We start from the raw sequence: 19,100 nt of genomic DNA, 5'->3' as shown, positions 1-19,100 counted from the left end.
TGTGTGAATACGGAAGACGGGCAAAGTCGCATGGGGAACGAGGGCACGACCGCCGATCGGTCCGGCAGTGTGTTCGAGGTGGGGGGCCGGCCGCTCGCGGACTCGATGACACGCGCCGAGATGGTCGAGGCATGGCGAGCACGGCGCGCCGTCCGGCGCTCGGTGGCGGCGACCGGAGACGGGGACGCGGTCGACGGATTCGCCCTGCGGAAGTGGCGCCGGGCCGGGGTCTTCGGTGCCGAAGCGGTGGCGCGCGTCGAGGACGTGCTGCGGGGGCTGCTGGAGTCCACGAACGCCCAGGAGGAGTCGCTTCGCTGGGGCACCGACACCATCCGGGAGTGTCTGGACGGACGGCCGACACCTCAGCTGCTCCCGGCGGTCAAGGCGCTGCTCGAAGCCGCCGAGCCCGACCGGGCCGTCAGACAGACCGCCGAGGTGCTTCTCGTCGTTCACGAAGCCGGCCTCCCGTGGCTCACCCCCGCCGGTGAGACGCGCCTCAAAGCCGTCGTCGGCGGAGTGGAGGAGGAGGACCTCGCCGCGGGCGATCCGCCCCAAGCGGGGCCCGACCCTGACGGGGCCTTCGTCCTTCAGCAGGCCCTCACCCGGCAGAGCCTGGACGAACTGACCGCCCAGCAGGTGGGATCGGTCCTCGCGTGGGCGCCCCTCGGAGTGCTCGACGATCTCATCGAAGCCGGGGTGCTGGAGAGTGGTCAACAGCCCTGGACGCTGCGCGCCGATCCCGGCGAACAGGGATACCTGCTGGCCAGACTCGCACCGGAGGAGACCGACGCCGCGCTCGCCCGCTCGCTCGGCTGGGACGAGCCCGGCGATCGGGAAGCGTTTCTGGCGGGCGAGCCCTTCCAGCCCGAGCCCGGCAGCCTCTACGACCTGCTCCTGCGCGTCACGGACGGCGAGACGGACGTCCTCAAGGAACTCGAAACTCTGCTCCCCCGCGAACTGGTGCTGCGCCTGCGCAAGGTGCGGGAGGGCGCCGTGACCGGATCGTGGGAGCCGGAGATGACCGCCGACCGCGGACTCTGGCGACTGATGGCTTCCCTGTGGGAGCCCAAGGCTGCGATCAACCCGGCGCGCGGCCCCTTCTACGCCCTCGTCGCACTTCGCCATGCCTACGACCTCATCTGTCAGGGCGAGTACAAGAAGGCCCAGGCGCAGGTGGACAAGCTCGTCGACCAGGAGAAGTCGGCCGAGGCGCTGAACATGTTCGCCTATCTCGCGCTGCTCGCCGACGACCTCGACCGGGCGTACGCCTCGCTCGCGCGCGCGGCGCAGACCGACCGGCGGGTCGAGAACAACCTCGCTCTGCTGGAACGCCGGCGTGCGACCAGACGCAACGACCGGGAACAGCCGGCCAATCCCTACCTGGTTCTCGGGCTGCCGAACAAGAGTGAGCACTGGAAGCACCAGTGGCGAGAACGCAGGCGAGCCGACCGGGGCGACCTCGACCTCGCCGCGGAGGCCAACTGGGCGAAGCGCCGTATCGAGCAGGCCGAACGCTCCGAGGACTGGTCCGACTTCTTCGTCCTGCCGCTCGACCCCGACTCCCTGCGCATCCCGACGGTGCGAACCAGGTCCCTGGCGCCGCCCACGTCCGCCATGCCGCGCCGGACGGAGCCCGGGGCGGCGGTGGATCTCACGGCAGTCCGTGACCGGGCCGTCGCCGGCCTCCTTCCCACCCTGCTGACCGCGCCCCGGCGCCCCGATCACGACCACAGGACGATGTGATGAACAGCCAGTCTCCAGGCCGCAAAACCGATCCCAAGGCGGTCGGCAGGTCCAAGAAGCCCACGGGGCGTCTTCACCGCAAGGAGAATCGGGAGTTCGCGGCCGACATGAAGCTGCGGACGCTGAGGCCCGAAGAACTCCTCCACCCGGCGCAGCTTCTCGCCCGGTTCACCGAACGCGCCGCCGAGTTGATCGCGCAGCTTCCGCAGGACGCCCACCCCGCGCCCGCCGCCGTCAGCGCCGCACTGCGGCAGGGGGTGCTGGAAGCATTCCGGACGAGGGACGAACACGTCGCCCGGCTGGTCGAGACCGACCTGCTGGCCTGCAGCCCCGAGCAGGGGGCGAAGGCCATTCGCCGGGCCGTTCGCTCCTCGCTCGTCGACATGGGCGTCCGCGTGGTCGAGGACGCCGGTGAGCAGGAGCTCTTCGTCGTCGTCGAGGGCGAGGGCGAGAGCTTTGAACTGATCCGGCCCGCCTACGTCGACCAGGCGACGGGGAAGCTGCTCCTCGCCGGACAGCTGCGCCGTCTCCCGGGGCGCAGGGTTCCGCCGGAGCACGACCATGACGTCGCGGTGGGCAGGCCGGAAGGCGAGGCGAAGTGAGCTCGACAGGAATCGACTTCGGCACGACCAACTCGGTCGTGGCCCAGTGGCAGGGCGACGACGCCGAGGTGCTGCCGCTCGACGCCCATCACATCGACGCGGACTGGCGTCGCCCTGGCTTCGAGCAGCTGTTCCCCTCGGTCGTGGGCGTCAGTTCGCTGCGGCGCGGCCCGCTCTTCGGCTGGGAGGCCAAACTCCGCTCGGAGGAAGCGGCGGAAGCGTGCAAGCGCCTCCTCAAGAGCGACGAGTACGTGAACATCCAGGGCAGGCGTTTCGCGGCGACCACCGTCGCGGCGGGCGTCTTCACCGCGATGCGGGACGGAGCCCGCCACAACCTCACGGACATCGACCGGGCCGTCATCACCGTGCCCGCCAACGCGACGGGCGCGGCCCGCTACCGGACCAGGGCAGCCGCGCGGTTCGCCGGCATCGAAGTCCAGGCCTTGCTCAACGAGCCGACCGCCGCGGCCATCTCGTACGTCCACGACTTCAGGGAGGACTCCCAGATCCTGGTCTTCGACTGGGGCGGTGGCACCATCGACGTGACCGTGCTCGACTACTCCGACGGGTTCTTCGAGGAGCGCGCGTCCCGCGGGGTGACGGAACTCGGCGGTCTGGAAATCGACCGGCGGCTGCGGGATCTCGTCCTCGAACGCGCGCCCGCGCGCAGGCACTGGACTCCCGCGCAGGAGAGGCAGTTCCGCCTCGACGTGGAACGGAACAAGATTCTGCTCTCCTCCCAGCCGTCCGTCACGGTGATCACCCCTGACGGCGTGGGCGTCGAGATCCACCAGGGTGAGCTGGAGGAGGCGATCGGCGACCTGGTCGACCGGGCGCTCGGTCCGGTCGAGAGGTGTCTGCGCGACCTGCACATGGCTCCGCTCGACGTGGACGAGATCCTCATGATCGGTGGTACGAGCCAGATCCCCAGCGTGCGGAGCGCGGTGGCCGAGGCACTCCAGATGGAGCCCGTGCCCACTGAACTGTGCGACCCGATGACGGCGGTGGCGCGGGGCGCGTCGATCGCCGCCGCGGTGCTCGCCGGCGAGACCGAGGGGGTCGTCCAGGTCGCCACCAGCCACGCGCTCGGCACGATGGTCAAGGACTCCTCGGGACGCCGGCGGTTCAGTCAGATCATTCCCAGGAACTCCCCGCTGCCCTGGAAGGAGCGGAAGAGTTACACACCGCAGAAGGACCAGGCGCGGAAGCTGTCCGTGGAGATCTGGGAAGGCGACCCCGACAAGGAACTCGAGCACCCCGACAACGTCCAGCTCACCGAGCTCACCCTCACGTACCCCACGCCGCGGGCCCGGGACGAGTCACGCTTCGACCTGGAGTACACGTACGACTCGAACGGGCTGCTCCACGTCAAGGCGATCCTGGAACACACCGGCGAAGTCGTGGTCGACCAGGAGGTCGAAAGCTTCGGCTCCGGTGGCCCGACGCCCGAAGTCCGGGAGGAGCTGGACAGGCTGCTGAAGGCCAACCCGAGTCCGGACCCGCTCGGTTCAACTCTCCCGTCCAGCGGCGTCCGCCCCGCTCCCGTGGCCACGGCGCAGCCGTCCTCGGGCGGGGGCGGCCCGCACACGCTGGTCGTGGACGGCTCCAACCTCGCCTGGATCGGCCGCTCACCCGCCCGCCCCGGGGTCTACGGAGAGGACGACCGCCCGAGCTTTCCGCAACTCCAGGCCGCGAGGGCGGCGCTGGCCAAGAAGTATCCCGACGCCGACATCCACGTCGTGGTCGACGCCACGTTCCGGCACAGGGTCGCGGATGCCGAACGGGAAGCGGTGACGGCCGCCCTCAGCAAGGGCGACATCATCCAGCCGCCTGCCGGGACCGAGGGCAAGGGGGACGCTCTCGTGGCGGCCATCGCGGACGACTCCGGCGCGATGATCGTGACGAACGACAACTTCGCGGAGCTGCAGGCACGTTACCCGTGGCTGCGGGAGAAGGGACGAGTCCTGGGCGCCACCGCCTCCAAGGGGGGATGGTTCTTCACCGAACGCATCTGCGTGGCCCCGCGCCCGCGAGGCTGAGGGCCACGGGGGAAGAACGTCACCCGGCAGGCCAGGTGCGAACACGTGCGTGGTAGGCGTCCGCGAACACGACGGCGCCCACCGTCGACCCCCTGCGCCGCGCAAGGCCGGCCCCGCGGGCCGGGGGTGTTCTGCGCAGCTTGTCGAAGCCGACGGGACCAGGGGGCCTGCGTCCACCTCCTGCCGGACGAAGCCCGTCGCTCACCCGATGGCGGCCCCGCGATCCAAGGCGGGGCCGCCACCGGCTTCTCCGCGTCCGGTCGGCGCGGCGAAGGACTCCCGGCAGTGCCTGAGCAGTTCACGCAGTGCCGGGCTCTTGGTGGGCGCGGAGACCAGGGCGAGTACGGCGGCGGTGTCCGCGTCGTTGAGGGGTACGGCCACCAGCCCCGGCCGCCGGGCAAGCATGGACGCGGAGAGCACCGCCACCCCGAGCCCGCGCTCCGCGAGTTGCATCACCGCGGCCGGAGCGGCCGCCTGAAGGGCCACGGTGGGCGCGAGCCCCCGGGCGGCCGAGACCTGGTCCAGTACGGCCCGGATGCCGGTGCCCGGGGGCAGGCAGATGAGGGGATGGGCGCTCAGCTCGGCGAGGGTGACCCCGTCGGCCGCGTGGGCGGCGAGCGGATGCCCAGGAGGTACGGCGGCGACGATGGCCTCGCTGATCACCTGCCGCCCGTCCAGGTCCGCCGGAGCCCGGCCCGCCGCGCCGATCAGCGCCAAGTCGACGGCGCCCTCGCGGACACGCTCGACCAGCCGGGCCGAATCGTCCTCGACGAGGCTGATCTCCACGCCCGGGTAGGCCAGATGAAAGCTCGACAGCGCCTCGAAGAGCGGGGTCACGGTGCACGCCGTCACCATGCCGACGACCAGCCGCCCCCGGACCAGGCCGTTCATCTCGTCCACCGCCTGCCGCAGCGCCTCCACCGCGTCGAGCACTGCGCGCGCGTGGCCGAGGGTCACCTCGCCCACCGCCGTCAACCCCGCGCCGCGGCCGGTGCGGTCGATCAGGGTCGCGCCGAGATCGTGTTCCAGTTGGCGGATCTGGGCGCTGATGCCGGGCTGGCTGATGTGTACGCGTTCGGCCGCCCGGGTGAAGTTGGATTCCTCGGCCACCGCGAGGAAGTACTTCAGCTGCCTGAGTTCCATAACCTCTGATTATAAAGGTAGTTGGTGCGATTGATTGGACTTCTCCCTCGTCCGCCAAGGACCATGGGCGGGTCGTCGCATCCCGCAGGGAAAGGAACGCTGTGTCCGAGAACGAGAAGGCCCTGAAGCCGGAGGACCTCACCCGCCTGTTCGTGGAGCGCGCCAACGCGGGTGACGCCGCGGGTCTCGCTGCGCTGTACGAGGAGGACGCGGTGATGGCCTATCCGCCCGGCGGAACCACGGTCGGCCGGGAGGCCATCCGGAAGCTGTGGGAGCAAGTGCTCGCCCATGCGCCGAAGTTCGAGCAGGAGGAGCCGCTCCCGACGCTCGTCGTCGGCGACATCGCGCTGACCTCCACGCCCCCGAAGGACGGCTCCGGCGCCCGCGCCCAGGTGGTCCGGCGCCAGGCGGACGGGAGTTGGCTGCGGCTCATCGACCAGCCGGAGTTCCGTCCGCCCACCGGCTGAGGGCAGCCCGGACACCCGGGAATCCGGAAATCCGGGGCGAGCGACGTCATCCGGTGGTCGGTTCGACTCCGGAGCCCGGGGCCGGCCGTGGGCCGGTGCCACGGACGGCCGGGGACTCGTCGCGCCGGGCGGCGGCCCGGCGCACCGCCGGGCCCATGGCCGTACCGGCCGCGAGGAAGAGCCCGCCGAGCACCAGCCAGCCGGAGAATCCCCACGACAGGATCAACGCGGTGAGCAGCAAGGGCCCCACCAGTCGCGCCACGGCCGTCCCCGCACCGTAGAAGCCCTGGTACTGGCCCTGCCTGTCGGGCGGCGCGAGCGCGAAGCCGATCTCCCACGAGCCCGAGCCGAGGAGCATCTCCCCGAGCACCTGGATCACGGCCGCCGCCAGCAGCAGCACGGCCGCCGCCCACGCCGACGCGCCCAGGGACGAGCACGCGAAGACGAGGCAGGCCAGCAGCAGGACGTACCCGGCGTGCCGTACCGACCGGGACGCCGAGTCCAGGCCCGACACCCGGGACGCGATCCGCACCTGGAAGAGGACCACGCTCACGGTGTTGACCACCAACAGTGCGGAGACGGTCCACCCGGGCGCCTCGGTGCGTCGCACGATCCAGAGCGGCAGAGCCACGCTCAGCAGCGGCATGTAGAGCAGCATGACCGTGTTGAGCAGAGCCACCACGGCGTACGGCCGGTCCCGCAGAACCGTCAACCGTCCCACGCCCGGCGGACGTTCTCCGGCGGGCGTCCCCTCGGGGGCCGGCAGCCGGTAGAGCATTCCCGCCGCGACCACGAAGCTGAGCGCGTCCACCGCCAGGGCCGCCAAGTACGCGGCCTCGGTGTCGAGTTGCAGGGCGACTCCGCCGAGCGCCGCGCCGAGGGCGAGGCCCGCGTTCACGGTCGACTGCAGATGGGCGCGGGTCTCGGTACGCCGTGCGGGCTCGACCAGGCCCGCCAGCAGGGCCTGCCGGGCCGCCGCGAGACCGCACTGGGCGCAGGCGTACACGCACACCGCCACCAGAAAGGCCGGGTAGGCGCGCACGAAGAGGAACGAGGCGACGGCGGCCCCGGTCACCAGGGACATCAGGATCGCGATCCCGCGAGGCCCACGCCGGTCGGCGAGATGCCCCAACGGCACCCCCGCCACCGCCCCGAGCGCCCAGCCCAGCGTGAGCGCCGCGCCGATCGCGGTGGGCGACAGCCCGACGACACGGCTGAAGTAGAGCGCCGAGCACACGTAATAGGCGCCGTCGCCGACCGAGTTGGCCAACTGCGCCAGGGCCAGCCTCCTCGGCGCTCCCCCGGGGGGAATGATCCGGCTCACCGGCATGGGGCTCCTCTTTCGTTCTCGTCCTCACGGGCCGCCCGTGAGTCTGCGCCGTGTCGCGGCGGAGCGACAGCGAATTCCCCACGCACACCCGCTCATTCGAAGCGGAGCTCGCCGGACCGGGTCCGCTTCAGTTCGAAGAAGTCCGGGAACGCGGCGAGCGTCCTCGTGGCGTCGAAGAGACGGGTGGCCTCCTCGCCGCGGGGGATCGACTGGAGGACAGGCCCGAAGAAGGCGACACCGTCGATGCGGACGGTGGGCGTCCCCACGTCGTCGCCGACCGCGTCGGCACCACGGTGGTGGCTCGCCCGCAGCCACACGTCGTGCGCCTCGGTGTCGGCGGCCGCCAGCAACCCGATCGGAAGATCCAGCGCACGCAGCGCCTGCCGAGCGACGGACCGGTAGTCCTTGTCGCCGCCGTTGTGGATGCGCTCGCCCAACTCCGTGTAGAGGGGCGCGAGCATCTCCTCGCCGTGCACCTGGGCGGCCGCGGCACAGATCCGGTTCAAGGCCAGCGAGTCGTCCACCAGAGTGCGGTACCAGGGGGGAAGCTCGCGCTTCTCGTTGAGTACGTACAGGCTCATCAGGCGGAACCGCAGGTCCAGCCGACGGTGGAGCGCGACCTCCACCATCCAGCGGGAGGTGATCCACGCGAAGGGGCAGGCCGGATCGAACCAGAAGTCGACCCTGGCGGTGTCGGCCGGATCGTACGTGCTCGGGTGCGTGCGGGTGAAAGCGGTGGTGCTGGTCATGCGTGGAACTCCTCGGTGCGGTGGTGGGATCGGGGCGGCCCCGCCGCGGGTTCCTTCGGTTGCTGCGCGGCCCGGAAGTCCGCCGCGCGGATCAGCAGCAGGGACGCCACCCCGCCCACCAGCGCGAGGCCGGCCGAGAGGGCGAGGAGGGTGTTCAGCCCGTCGACGTACCCCTCGACGGCGAGTCGTTCGACGGTCCCGCGCCGCGCCTCGGGCACCAGGGCCGCGGCCCGGTCGATCTCGCCTCCGCGGACCAGGGCGACGAGTCGGCCGGTACGGTCGCCCGCGCCCGGCACGCCTGCCAGCCCGTCGCGAAGCCGGTCGCCGATGACGACGGCGAAGGTGGAGCCGAGCACCGCGACCCCGGCGCTCACCCCGAGCTGCCGGAACGTGCCGCTGACGCCGGAGGCCATCCCGGAGCGGGAGAAGTCCACGACGCCCACGGCGGTCGAGGCGAGCGGCGGGTTCACCAGACCGGCTCCCAGCCCGCCCAGCACGAGACCGGGGAGGAAGTGCTCCCAGCCGGACCGCGCGTCCACTCCGCCCATCAGCAGAAGGGCGGCCCCGACCAGGAGCAGACCGCCGCCGATCAGGAAGCGGGGCTGGACCTTGGTGCTGACACGTCCCGCCACCAGCGAGGCGACGAGCATCGCGAGCGAGGAGGCCAGCAGGCGCACCCCGGTCTCCAACGACGAGTACTGGAGCACCTCCTGGAAGTGGATGGCCAGGAAGAGGAACATCGCGAAGAGTGAACCGTTCATCGCGAACGCCGCCACGGACCCGCCGACGAAGGTCGGGATGCGGAACAGCCCCAGGTCGAACATCGGCTGCGCCACCCGTGCCTCGACGACGAGGAAGGCGGCCAGCAGCACACCGCCCACGACCAGGGAGGTGAGCGCGCCGTTCTCGCTCCAGCCCTTCTCGCCGGCCCGGATCAGGCCGTGGACGAGCGTGGCGAGGCCCGCGGTGAGCAGGACGAAGCCGGGAAGGTCCAGCTTGCGCGGGAACGGTGACTTGGCCTCGTCCACCCGCAGCGCGACGATCAGCGCGACGAGGACGCCGATCGGGACGTTGACCAGGAAGATCCCCCGCCAGCTGATGCCGCTGGAGATCAGGCCGCCGGCCACCGGGCCGATCGCGGAGGCGAGACCGGTGACCATGCCCCACACCCCGAACGCCGTGCCGCGCTCCTTGCCCTGGAAGCTGCCCGCGAGCAGCGCGAGGCCGGTCGCGAACATCACGGAGCCGCCCACGCCCTGGAAGATCCGGGCCAGGATCAGCATCGCCGGGGACTGCGCCAGGCCGCACAGCAGGGAGGCGCACGTGAAGAGGACGACGCCCACGGTGTAGAGGCGCCTGCGGCCGAACCGGTCGGCGAGGGTCCCGCTCGTCAGCAACAGCGCGGCGAGCGCCAGCGCGTAGCCGTCGATCACCCACTGGAGGTCCGCGAACCCGGCGTTCAGGTCGGCCTGCACGTCGGGCATGACGACGTAGACGATGGTGGTGTCCAGCAGGAGCATGAACGTCCCGCCGCACACCCCCAGCAGCGTCCACCACTTCTTCCGCATGTCTGTTCGGCCCCCTGCCCGTCCTGCGGACGGCCGCGCGCCGCCGGAAGGGTTTCCGGCGGCGCGTCCGTCCTGCGGTTCATGCTGGCGAGCGGGGAGCCAGAAGTCCAAGACCTGGTTTTTCGGGATGACCAAACCTGAGGTTATGGCCCGGGGTCGTCGGTGATCCGGCACCGCACTCCCGCGAGTACCGTCAGCCGAAACGGCCGTTGACGTAGTCGGCCGTGCGTACGTCCCGGGGCGAGGCGAACATGGCCTGGGTGTCGCCGTGTTCGACGATGAGGCCGGGCGTCCCCTGCGAGGCGAGGAAGAACGCGCAGGTGTCCGAGACGCGGGCGGCCTGCTGCATGTTGTGGGTGACGATCACGATGGTCACCTCGGACTTCAGCTCGGCGATGGTCTCCTCGATGCGGCGGGTGGAGGTCGGGTCGAGGGCCGAGCACGGCTCGTCCATCAGGAGCACGCGGGGGCGCACCGCGAGCGAGCGGGCGATGCACAGGCGCTGCTGCTGACCGCCGGAGAGCGCCCCGCCGGGCTGGCGCAGCCGGTCCTTGACCTCCCGCCACAACCCCGCCTTGGTGAGGCACTCCTCCACCAGGTCGTCGCGGGCGTCGCGGCCGGCCTTGATGGCGTTGAGCTTGAGGCCCGCCAGGACGTTGTCGTACAGCGACATCGCGGGGAACGGGTTGGGCTTCTGGAACACCATGCCGATGTTGCGGCGGGCGTGCGTGATCCGGCGCCCCCGGTCGTAGACGTCGTCGCCGTCCAGCAGCACCCGGCCGGCCAGTGAGGCCGAACCGATCAGCTCGTGCATCCGGTTGAGGATGCGCAGGAACGTCGACTTGCCGCAGCCGGACGGGCCGATGAGGGCGGTGACCCGGCGGGCGGGCATGGTCAGCGAGACCCGGTCCAGGACCTTGTGGTCCCCGAACCACGCGGAGATCTCGTCGGCCTCCAGGGTGGCGGGCCCCTGACCGCGGATCACGCGCGGCTGCACGAGGGTGTCGGTGAACTCGTCGCGGTCGGCGGGTGCGCCGGTCGTGTCGGTGGTGGTCATGGTGACTCCAGAAGGGACGGCGAGATGGTCTGCGTGAACGAGAACGTGAACGCAGCCGTGGTCAGAGGAGGTTGGGCAGCAGGGCGGTCAACGCTCCCGCGTCCGCGATGCCGAGGGCGGCGAGCAGCGGTGCTCCGCAGGCCCAGGTCTGCCAGCGGCCCCAGACCCGGTGGGCGGCCACGGTGAGCAGGGCCGCGACGAGCAGGGCCTGCGTCCACAGGAACACCTGGAGCCACGAGTCGCCCTCACCCTTCAGCGCCTGCTCGGACTCGGCGATCCAGCCGGTACGCAGCACCCGCGGCGGGCTCGGCTGGACGGGCGTGACGAGCTTCGCGTCGACCCGCAGGACGCCGGAGGGCGTGTACGGACCACCGGTCGCGGTGATCAGCGTCAGGCGGCCCTCACCGGAGGCGAGTGGGGCGGGGACCGGGTCACCCGCCCGACGGACTCCGGTCACCTCGTAGGTGACCTTCGCCTGGCCGGTGGTGATGTCGATCCGGGTGCCGGCCGGCAGGTTGCGCAGGCCGCCGAAGGGCCCGCCGTACCCCCACTGCCGGCCCATGACGATGGAGGTGCCCGCCTGGCCGGGCAGCGGGGTGTCGCGGCGGTGACCGGGGCCCGACATCAGCACGGAGGAGGTGGTGCCCTCGGCGACGACCTCCTCCAGGTCGAGCACGGGGATGCGCAGCAGGGCGACCGGGGCGCCGGGTTCGAGCGCCTTGCCGTCGAAGGTCTGCTGGCCCACCGGGGCCGTACCCAGGGCGAGTTGTTCCCGCAGGTCGTCGTGGGCGACCTGTTGGTCCCGGGCGTGCTGGAGGTGGCCGACGATCGTGAGGTTCGCGGCGAACCCGAACAGCACGGCGGCGAGCACGCACAGAACGGCGCCGGTCAGGGCGAGACCGGGCCGGGAAGCTGCCGCGCCGGGCGCCGCGGCCGGGCGGGGCGGCTTCTGGTCGGGCGGTGCGGCCGGGGGCGGCGGTGCGAGCACGGACACGATGGGTGCACTCCTGGTCGACGGTACGGAGAGGGACGGGGTGGTCGGCGCGACGGCCTTGGCCCGGAACACGGGGACCCGCTCCGCGCCGCCGGGCCCGGGCCGCCACACGAGGAGGCGGCCACGGGCCCGCGGCGGACGGGTCGGTCAGGGGACGGGTCAGTGACGCGGGACGCCGAAGCGGAGCATGCCCTTGCGGCGTACGTGGACGACGAGTGCGGCGCCGGCGGCGATCAGCGCGAGGCCACCGAGTGCGGCCGTGCCGAGCTGCGCGCCGGTGGAGGCGAGTGCGCCGCCGGAGCCGGAGCCGGAGTCGGTGCCCAGGCCGCCGTCCGATCCGCCCGAGCCGGAGCCCCCGGTGTCGGAGCCGCCGGTGGAGGCGTCGGGACCCGTGGTGTCGCTGGGGTCGGCGGTGGGGCCGTCGGTCGGGTCGTCGGTCGCCTCGGCACCCGTGGTGAAGGCGAACCCGACGCTCTGCCCGCCGGACGCGTCCTCCGCGAGCGTGAGGGTGTGGTCGCCGTCCTCGATGTCGTCGGGCACGGTGAAGGCGTACTCGTCGACCGTGCCCTCCGCGTCCGCGGTCGCGTCGGCGAGGGCGGTGCCGCCGTCGAGGTCGGCCTTGACGGTGGCCGACGCGGTGAATCCGTGCGCGGTGATCTTCACGGTGTCACCGGGCTCCAGCGCGGGGTCGGCTTCGAGGATGTTGCCTTCGGAGTCGGTGACCACCAGGTCCTCGGACCCACCGGGGGCGGGAGTCGTGGGGGGCGGGGTGGTGGGGGTGTTCGCCTCCAGGAAGCTGAGGTAGCCGTCCGACTCGGACGGCGCGTACGACTGGGTGTCGGTGGGCGCGAACGCCAGATGGAAGTAGGACGAACCGCTCGTCGCCGGCGCGGTGAGGGCGAACTCTGCCTTGCCGTCGACCACATCGGCTTCCCCGACCGTCACCGGTTCCGCGGTCTCGGTGGACTTCGACCCGAGCGTCACCCGCCCGGCCGCGCCTTCCGGCGCCACGTTGGCGACCAGGGTGTACGCCGTGCCCGGCTCGGGCTGGGCGGGAACGCTGGACAGCGTGATGCCGGTGGTCTTCTGCTCCAGGACCGACCAGGAGTCCCCCTCGACCTTGATGAGGACGGTGAAGGCGGGCGCGTCGGCGGCGTTCAGGCCGCAGTTGAGACCGATGGTGTAGACGCCGTCGAGCGACGCGTCGGGGACGGCGTTGAGGAGACGCTGCTTCAGCGTGGGATACGGAAAGCCCACGTTGTCCGCCAGGGTGCCGGAGAAGGCCTCCGTCGTGCTCGGTGCGGACTCCAACTTGGCCAGGTTCCCGGCGAAATCGGTGCCGGGAATGTCCACGGCCAGTGTGGAGGTGACGGTGTCCGCCGGGCAGGGGCCGTCCGTCTCGACGCGCGTGACCAGGAGAGGGGTGTCGATGCTGCCGCTCGACGGGGTCAGCCTGAGCGAACCGATGGTGGTGAACGCGTGTGCTTGCGTCGCCGACGCGAGGACGGCTGCCAGTGCCGCCAACAGCAGGGCACAACTCATCAACAGTGCCACAGGGGATCTCAGTGGTGCTGGACGGTTCATGGGCGATTCCCCCAGGGTCTCGGTGGATGGTTGGAAGGTCGTTCGGGGCAGGTCGTCGACACGCCGTCGTTCGGCCGGAGACCGGGCCGGGCGGCGCCCGGCCCGGCACCTCGCGGCGTTGTCGGACCGCCCGAGTACATGCGTACTCGGGCGGTCCTCCGCCTTGCGGTGCACGCCCGAAGGGTTGTCCCGCAAGGCGTCGCGCACCCGCCAGGAATTGCGGGACAGCCTTTAGTTGAGGCCCGTGATCGCGGTCGCGCCGCAGGCGGTGCCGAGGGTGCCGAAGCCGTAGGCGGTGATGGTGGAGGTGGCGGCGCAGACCTTCGAGGTCGATCCGACGAAGGTGGACGCGACGGTGGCGTCGCTGAGCTTTGCCGTGGGGACGACGTTGTAGACGTCACGGGTGTAGGTGAAGCCGGAGTTGAGGGCGCCTCCGCTGATGGGCGAAGTGCCGTTGACCTTGATCAGGGCGGTGGAGCCGTGGATGTCGCTGACCGTGCCGGTGGCCTGGGCGATGTACTGGGCCACCGAGTACGGGGCGATGTCACCGGCGGTGTTCAGGGCGACGCCGTTGTTCTCCTGGACCGTCTGGTCGACGCAGGAACCGACCTGCGCGTCCGTCAGGCCGAGCTTCTCCAGGAAGAAGGAGCGGGTGCCCGAACCGGTCTGGGGGAGCAGCGGGGTGAGGGTCACGCCGTTCAGCGTGGTCGTGGTGCACTGGTAGACGGCCTTCAGCTGCGCCGTGGTGAGGTCCTGGGCGCCGGCGGCGTAGAGCGCGCTGTCGGTGCGGACCGCGACGGAGACCGCGTCCTTGGCGAAGGGGATCCAGGTCAGGGTGGTGCCCGCCGTCTTGATGCCACGCGAGGAGCGGGCGAAGTCGATGCAGTCGACGGTGGTGTCGGCGACGTCGGCGGCGAGGGCGGTGATACCGGCGGAGGAGCCGTTGGGCCGGTTGACCACACAGGCGGTGGCGTGGGTCTTGACCGTCGCCGTGCCGGTGGCGTCGTAGGAGGCGATGATCTTGCTGCCCGAGGAGTTCAGGACCGTGTTGCCGAGGGCGTTCACGACGTCCTGGGTCGTGTCCGAACCGACACCGGCCAGGGTGCGGTACTCGGCGGCCGGCGGGTCGGCGATGGCGGCCGGGGCGGCGAAGGCGCCGAGGGCGAGAGCGACAGCACCGACGACGGCACCGGCACGCACACGAGACGTGACGTTCACTGTTTTCTCCTCCGTGGAAACGGATTCCATGTGTACGGATGACGAGGAAGGGAGCAGTGGAGCAATCCGGATTTCCTTGCTTCCGGCCCGTCGGCCGGCGGTGCCTACACTTCCCGATCGGGACGCGGGCGGCCACAAATCCGAGGGGCGGATCAGATGAATGGATTGTTTCCTGCGCCACCCTTGGAGGTTCCGGGTGTGCTGCCGGGAATTCGCGCCTTCTCGGAGAGGCATTGATCCGAGAAGGCGCGAATGGCCGCACCGCTCTCAGCGGACTCCGGCTGCCTCCGTCCCGCCCCGGCGCGTGGAGAGACGCAGCAGGAGAGGTCCCGACAGTGAGGCCGCGCCTCCCAGGACGAGCACGCCGAGCAGCACCCAGCGGACCGCGCCGAGCAGTTCGGAGGGGGTGGTGCCGGACCCGGCCGTGGCCGTGGTGGCCCCAACCGCGGCGGCGGTGCCGCCCGCCGCCGCGGCCCCGGACGCCCCGGACGCCGCGGATGCTCCGGACGTTCCGGTGGACCCGGACGCCCCCGTCGCGCCGCCCGTCGAGCCGGACGAGGCTGGTTTTGTACCGCCCGTGCCGTAGCCGCCGCCCGAGGTGGTGCCGCCGTCGCCCTCGCCCGAGGAGCCACCGTCCGCCGAGGTCCCGCCTTCGGCGACCACACCCTTCTCCAGCGCGGTCGCCGCCGTGAGCGCCTGGGTGCGCAACCCCTGCGGCAGCGGGGCGTACCCCGCCGGCAGTTCACCGGGTGCGGTGCCGGGCGTCTGCCCGTCACCCGCGGCGTACCGGATGACCCTGGCGTAGTCGGTGCGGGCGTCGGCCGACTGGTCCGTCGAGGCGGCCGCGTAGACGACCGAGGTGAGCGGGTAGGCGCTGCCGCGTGCCTTGGCGGGATCGGGCGCCTTCACTCCCGGGACGGCGGAGTCCGGCATCTGCGTGACCGCCTTGAGCATGGTGGCGGTCGTCGGCTTCACGAAGGTGCCGTCGGCGTTGGGCAGGGCCGCCACGTCCAGGAGGTACCGCTCGGCGGAAGCGGTGTCCGCGATACCGATCTCATGCGCGTTGTTCAGCTCGGGACGCGTACCCGACAGCGCGAACTGCGTCGTCGCGTTGCAGATGAACGCCAGCCCCGAGTAGCCCCGCCGGATCTTCAGCGCGGCACTGTGCATGTCATTGGCGTACGGCACGAGATCCTGGCTGCCGTAGTTGACGCCCTCGCACTGGGTGGGCGTCGCGGTGGCGTCGCTCTTCGGGTAGTAGTCGAAAGGCTCCTCGGTCAGATCCAATTCCTCGTAGCTGGTGTTGAGGTGCATTCCCCAGGGGTCGGGCTTCCCTTCGAGGAATGCGCGGGCGTCGTCGTTCTGAATGATGTAGCGCCATAGGAGACGCGCGGTGTCGGAATTCTCCAGACCCACGACAAGCCCGTTCGGCGCCTCTCGCCCGGCGGTGATCTCAGGATTCAGCCGGAGGAATTCCGGGTCCGCCGCGATCCGGACGGGGTTGCCGGCGACGGTATCGGGTTCGGGTTGACCGAAGATGCTCATGCGTACGTTCTCCACGTACGACTCCGTCAACAGCTTCGCCAGAAGCCGCTGGTTGAGCCGGAGCCGGCTCACGTGGTGGGAGTCCGTGCCGCTCTCGTAGTTCCAGAGGAAGCCGATCGTGAGGCCGCTCACCGCGACCGGAGCGTGCACCACGGGTGCGCCGTCGCCGTCGGATTCGACCGGGTCCACCGTGAAGGCGAGGCCGGGCGAGGTGTCCGTGGGCGCGGTGATCGCCGAGCGGGCACTCTCCTCGCCGGCCTGGGTGAAGGTGAACCGATGGGTCCCGCCGACGCACAGCTTGCTCTGCCACGAGGTCATCGCATCGGTGACCAACTCGGATCCGATGGTGCGCCGCTCGGGCATGTCGGCGGCGCAGTTGTCACCCACGGGCAGGAAGTCGAGCCGGAACACCAGGCGCTGGTCCCAGATCGTCCGGCTCAGCGGGCTGGCCGCCTGCGGGTCCGCCGAGGACTGCGCCGCTCTTCCGTCCGGGTTGTGTTCGCCGCGCGGCACCGCGACGAGCCAGCACGGCTGGACCGCGCCCGCGGCGTCGCGGCGCGCGCCGCAGCCCAGGTGCGGGGACTCCACGGAGGTCCGCACCTCGAAGGAGGCTTCGCCCGATCCCTCGGAGTCGTTCGGCAGCCAGGCGAGAGTGTTGGTGTCTCCGCCGGTGAAGTAGGTGTAGTCGTAGGCGTCGGTCGTCGCCGCGCCGCTCACCGGCCGGAAGGGCACGAACTTGCCCGAGGACATCGGCTCGTCGGGGAGGCCCTCGTAATCGCCCTCCGCGGGATCGTTGTCCGTCGTCGGCTGGAGCATCCGGGTGGAACCGGGCGTATAGGTCACCGTCGCCCCGAACTCGCACTGCTCGCGCGAGGGCCCCGCGTCCGGATCGTCACCCCAGCACTGCATGAGCTGCATGAAGTTCTGGGCCTTCTCCGTGGTGGCCGGGGTGGCGCCCGTCCATGACACCTTGACCGCCTGGCCCCGGAGGTCTTTGGTCTGACTGACCGTCACCTTCAGTTGCGAGAAGTCGTCGTACGCGCCCTTCTTGCCGGTCTTCGTCACCGCGGAGCTCTGCTGCTCGGCCGCGCTCGCGGGAGTGTCGCCTCCCGGCGGGATCGGAAGGACGGCAAGGACGAGGGCGGCCGTCAGCGCGCCCACGCCCGCCATCACCCGGCGCCCGGCCGGTGCGGTCGGTCCAGGCATCCGTACCCGTGCGCCACGCATGAACGGCTTCTTCTCCTTCGGGCGCCTGGCGCGCGGGTCCGTGGTCGTGGCGCTCATGCCGTGTCCCCTCTGCGCCGTGCGCGGGCGGCCATGGTCCGTGCGGTCAGCGGGGGTACGACGACCAGCGCGACGAGCAGCAGTGCGGAGAGAGCCATCAGCGCGCCGCGCAGCCCGAAGCCGCTGCCCGAGGCGAGGGTGACGGGATTGGCGACGACCGAACTGTCCCCGACGGCCGCCGAGTCGGTGATCACCTCGCCGGTGTCGGGATCGACCGCGGTGCCCGCGGTGCCCGTGGTTCCGTCCGCACCACCCGTACCGCCTGCGGTCGCGTCGGGCTGTCCGTCCCCGTCCGTGTCCGTGGCCGCGCCGCCCGTGCCCGCGGTCCCCGAACCCTGGCCGCCGGTGGAACCACCGGCCGTCGAGGCGCCGCTCGTCGAGGTCGTGGTGCCGGTCGTGCCGCCCGCGGAGGAGCCGCCGGCGCCGGAGGCGCTGGGCTTGACCGGGGTGGTGCGGGTGTCACCGGCGGTGCCGGTGGTGCACTGCGTGGGGCCCTGCTTGTCGCACGCCTTCGGCTGGGGCGCCTTCTCGGCCAGGGTGTTGGTGCCGTCGCTGGAGAAGGTGGGATTGCGGCACTTGTTGATGTCGATCGCGGAGGTGGGGGCTCCGGGCACCTTGCGCAGCTGGGCGAAGCCGGCCTGCACGAGGTTCTTCGGGAGCGGCGAGTAGCCGAGCTCCTCCGCCTGCTGCTGGCCGTCGCAGAGGAAGTAACGGCCAAACGCACCGAGGGAGTTGCCCTTGCTCTTGGTGAAGCCCGCCTCCTCCTTCGTCGGCAGGATCATGTAGCTGTAACTGGAGAGCGGGTAGGTGCGGTCGTCGTTGTTGCGGTAGACGCCGTCGAGGATCTGGGTGAGGTAGGAAGGGCTGCTCCTGTCGGTGTTGATCTTCGCGCCGAGCAGGCCGACGGCCACGCTGGCGGCGGTCGGTTCGACGTAGAAGCCGGACTTGTTGAGCATCTTGGCGACCGGGAAGCCCGTCTTGAGGGCGTAGGAGTACTCGACGTAGGTGATCGCCCCCTCGCCGGACGCCTGCCGCACATGGCCGGCGACACCGTTGGAGCCCGACTTGGCGATCATCGAACTCCCGCCGAGAAGCGGGTAGTTCGAGGTCATGCCACAGCCGCTGCCGCGACCGGTCTTGGCGCAGTAGGCGTTCCAGACGGACGTCTGCTCCTTCGCCAGCCAGGTGGTGAACTGGGCGGTCGTTCCGGAACCGTCGGAGCGGACGACGGGGATGATCTGGCGGGCGGGCAGGGTCAGACCGGGGTTGTCCGCCTTGATCGCGGCGTCGTTCCAGCGGGTGATCTGCCCGGTGAAGATCTTCGCGATGACCGGGCCGGAGAGCCGCAGGTTGGTGACCCGCTTGCCGTTGATCTTGAGGTTGTACATGAACGACGTACCGCCGGCGACGATCGGCATGTAGGCGTAGCCGCGCTGCGGGGGCGAGTCGCGGACGCCCTGCTCCGTCAGCCCGTACGGGATCTCGGAGACGGCGAAGTCCACCACGTTGTTGCGGAACTGCTCGCGTCCCTGGGAGGAGCCGTTGTCGGTGAAGTTGACCGTCATGCCGAAGTTGGCCTTGACGTTGCGGACCCACTGGGTGACCGCGTTGGCGCTCCAGGTGGAGCCGGAACCGGTGATCTTCGCGTACGAGGCGGCGTCGGCGGAGGGTGCCCGGACGGCCGAGAGCGCGCCGAACACCAGCAGCAGGGCCAGCAGCATCACCCCCGAACGGCTGGGTGCGTTGACGGGTCTCACGATGTTCTCCTTGGCGGCGT

General features: G+C 71.1%; 14 protein-coding genes. 4 read left to right on the top strand and 10 right to left on the bottom strand.

What is annotated here, in order from left to right:
- The first annotated feature begins 30 nt into the window (after positions 1-30).
- From OHT52_RS04860 to OHT52_RS04850, 3 genes are read left to right on the top strand one after another with little or no spacing between them, the layout of a single operon-like run.
- Positions 31-1,743, top strand: a complete 1,713-nt coding sequence (locus OHT52_RS04860; RefSeq protein ID WP_328718889.1) for a hypothetical protein — start codon at positions 31-33, stop codon at positions 1,741-1,743.
- Positions 1,743-2,345 carry a hypothetical protein gene (locus OHT52_RS04855; protein ID WP_328718888.1) on the top strand — a complete coding sequence of 201 codons (603 nt, stop codon included), beginning with the start codon at positions 1,743-1,745 and terminating at the stop codon, positions 2,343-2,345. The genes OHT52_RS04860 and OHT52_RS04855 overlap by 1 nt, the downstream gene beginning before the upstream one ends.
- A complete protein-coding gene (locus tag OHT52_RS04850) occupies positions 2,342-4,384 on the top strand; it encodes an Hsp70 family protein (RefSeq protein WP_328718887.1) in 2,043 nt (680 codons plus the stop codon). The genes OHT52_RS04855 and OHT52_RS04850 overlap by 4 nt, the downstream gene beginning before the upstream one ends.
- 201 nt (positions 4,385-4,585) lie before the next feature.
- Here OHT52_RS04850 and OHT52_RS04845 read toward each other — a convergent pair whose 3' ends face one another.
- A complete protein-coding gene (locus tag OHT52_RS04845) occupies positions 4,586-5,527 on the bottom strand; it encodes a LysR family transcriptional regulator (protein ID WP_328718885.1) in 942 nt (313 codons plus the stop codon).
- A 101-nt stretch (positions 5,528-5,628) separates the two neighbouring features.
- Here OHT52_RS04845 and OHT52_RS04840 point away from each other — a divergent pair, with 101 nt between their 5' ends.
- The gene (locus tag OHT52_RS04840; RefSeq protein ID WP_328718884.1) at positions 5,629-5,994 is read left to right on the top strand and encodes a YybH family protein; all 366 of its coding nucleotides are present in this window, start codon (positions 5,629-5,631) and stop codon (positions 5,992-5,994) included.
- A gap of 46 nt (positions 5,995-6,040) precedes the next feature.
- On the opposite strand, the gene OHT52_RS04835 is transcribed toward OHT52_RS04840, so the two are convergent.
- The 9 genes from OHT52_RS04835 to pstS form a co-directional block, all read right to left on the bottom strand.
- Entirely contained in the window at positions 6,041-7,324 is a 1,284-nt protein-coding gene (locus OHT52_RS04835; RefSeq protein WP_328718883.1) for an MFS transporter, read from the bottom strand.
- A gap of 92 nt (positions 7,325-7,416) precedes the next feature.
- Positions 7,417-8,073: a mycothiol-dependent nitroreductase Rv2466c family protein gene (locus tag OHT52_RS04830; RefSeq protein ID WP_328718882.1), complete on the bottom strand. Its 657-nt coding sequence runs from the start codon at positions 8,071-8,073 to the stop codon at positions 7,417-7,419.
- Positions 8,070-9,641 (bottom strand): MFS transporter, encoded by a 1,572-nt coding sequence (locus OHT52_RS04825; RefSeq protein WP_328718881.1) that lies wholly within the window; start codon positions 9,639-9,641, stop codon positions 8,070-8,072. Before OHT52_RS04825 ends, OHT52_RS04830 begins: the two co-directional genes overlap by 4 nt.
- Positions 9,642-9,834: 193 nt before the next feature.
- A complete protein-coding gene (locus tag OHT52_RS04820; protein ID WP_328718880.1) occupies positions 9,835-10,698 on the bottom strand; it encodes a phosphate ABC transporter ATP-binding protein in 864 nt (287 codons plus the stop codon).
- A gap of 61 nt (positions 10,699-10,759) precedes the next feature.
- Entirely contained in the window at positions 10,760-11,692 is a 933-nt protein-coding gene (locus OHT52_RS04815) for a sortase (protein ID WP_328718879.1), read from the bottom strand.
- 159 nt (positions 11,693-11,851) lie between these two features.
- Positions 11,852-13,246 (bottom strand): hypothetical protein, encoded by a 1,395-nt coding sequence (locus OHT52_RS04810; protein ID WP_328718878.1) that lies wholly within the window; start codon positions 13,244-13,246, stop codon positions 11,852-11,854.
- Positions 13,247-13,507: 261 nt separating this feature from the next.
- Complete coding sequence (locus tag OHT52_RS04805) at positions 13,508-14,494, bottom strand: hypothetical protein (RefSeq protein WP_328718877.1); 987 nt, start codon at positions 14,492-14,494, stop codon at positions 13,508-13,510.
- A gap of 267 nt (positions 14,495-14,761) precedes the next feature.
- Positions 14,762-17,323, bottom strand: a complete 2,562-nt coding sequence (locus OHT52_RS04800; protein ID WP_328718876.1) for a hypothetical protein — start codon at positions 17,321-17,323, stop codon at positions 14,762-14,764.
- Positions 17,320-19,080, bottom strand: a complete 1,761-nt coding sequence (gene pstS, locus OHT52_RS04795) for a phosphate ABC transporter substrate-binding protein PstS (RefSeq protein WP_328718875.1) — start codon at positions 19,078-19,080, stop codon at positions 17,320-17,322. Before pstS ends, OHT52_RS04800 begins: the two co-directional genes overlap by 4 nt.
- Positions 19,081-19,100: the final 20 nt, after the last annotated feature.

Origin of the sequence: Streptomyces sp. NBC_00247, from assembly GCF_036188265.1 — a bacterium.
Taxonomy (GTDB): Bacteria; Actinomycetota; Actinomycetes; order Streptomycetales; family Streptomycetaceae; genus Streptomyces.
This window is presented reverse-complemented; position numbering and strand designations above follow the sequence as displayed.

Bases quoted from the DNA above. Each gene is read 5' to 3' on its own strand.
- OHT52_RS04835 (WP_328718883.1), bottom strand. From the start codon at position 7,324: ATGCCGGTGAGCCGGATCATTCCCCCCGGGGGAGCGCCGAGGAGGCTG.
- OHT52_RS04830 (WP_328718882.1), bottom strand. From the start codon at position 8,073: ATGACCAGCACCACCGCTTTCACCCGCACGCACCCGAGCACGTACGAT.
- OHT52_RS04855 (WP_328718888.1), top strand. From the start codon at position 1,743: ATGAACAGCCAGTCTCCAGGCCGCAAAACCGATCCCAAGGCGGTCGGC.
- OHT52_RS04825 (WP_328718881.1), bottom strand. From the start codon at position 9,641: ATGCGGAAGAAGTGGTGGACGCTGCTGGGGGTGTGCGGCGGGACGTTC.
- OHT52_RS04800 (WP_328718876.1), bottom strand. From the start codon at position 17,323: ATGAGCGCCACGACCACGGACCCGCGCGCCAGGCGCCCGAAGGAGAAG.
- OHT52_RS04845 (WP_328718885.1), bottom strand. From the start codon at position 5,527: ATGGAACTCAGGCAGCTGAAGTACTTCCTCGCGGTGGCCGAGGAATCC.
- OHT52_RS04820 (WP_328718880.1), bottom strand. From the start codon at position 10,698: ATGACCACCACCGACACGACCGGCGCACCCGCCGACCGCGACGAGTTC.
- OHT52_RS04860 (WP_328718889.1), top strand. From the start codon at position 31: ATGGGGAACGAGGGCACGACCGCCGATCGGTCCGGCAGTGTGTTCGAG.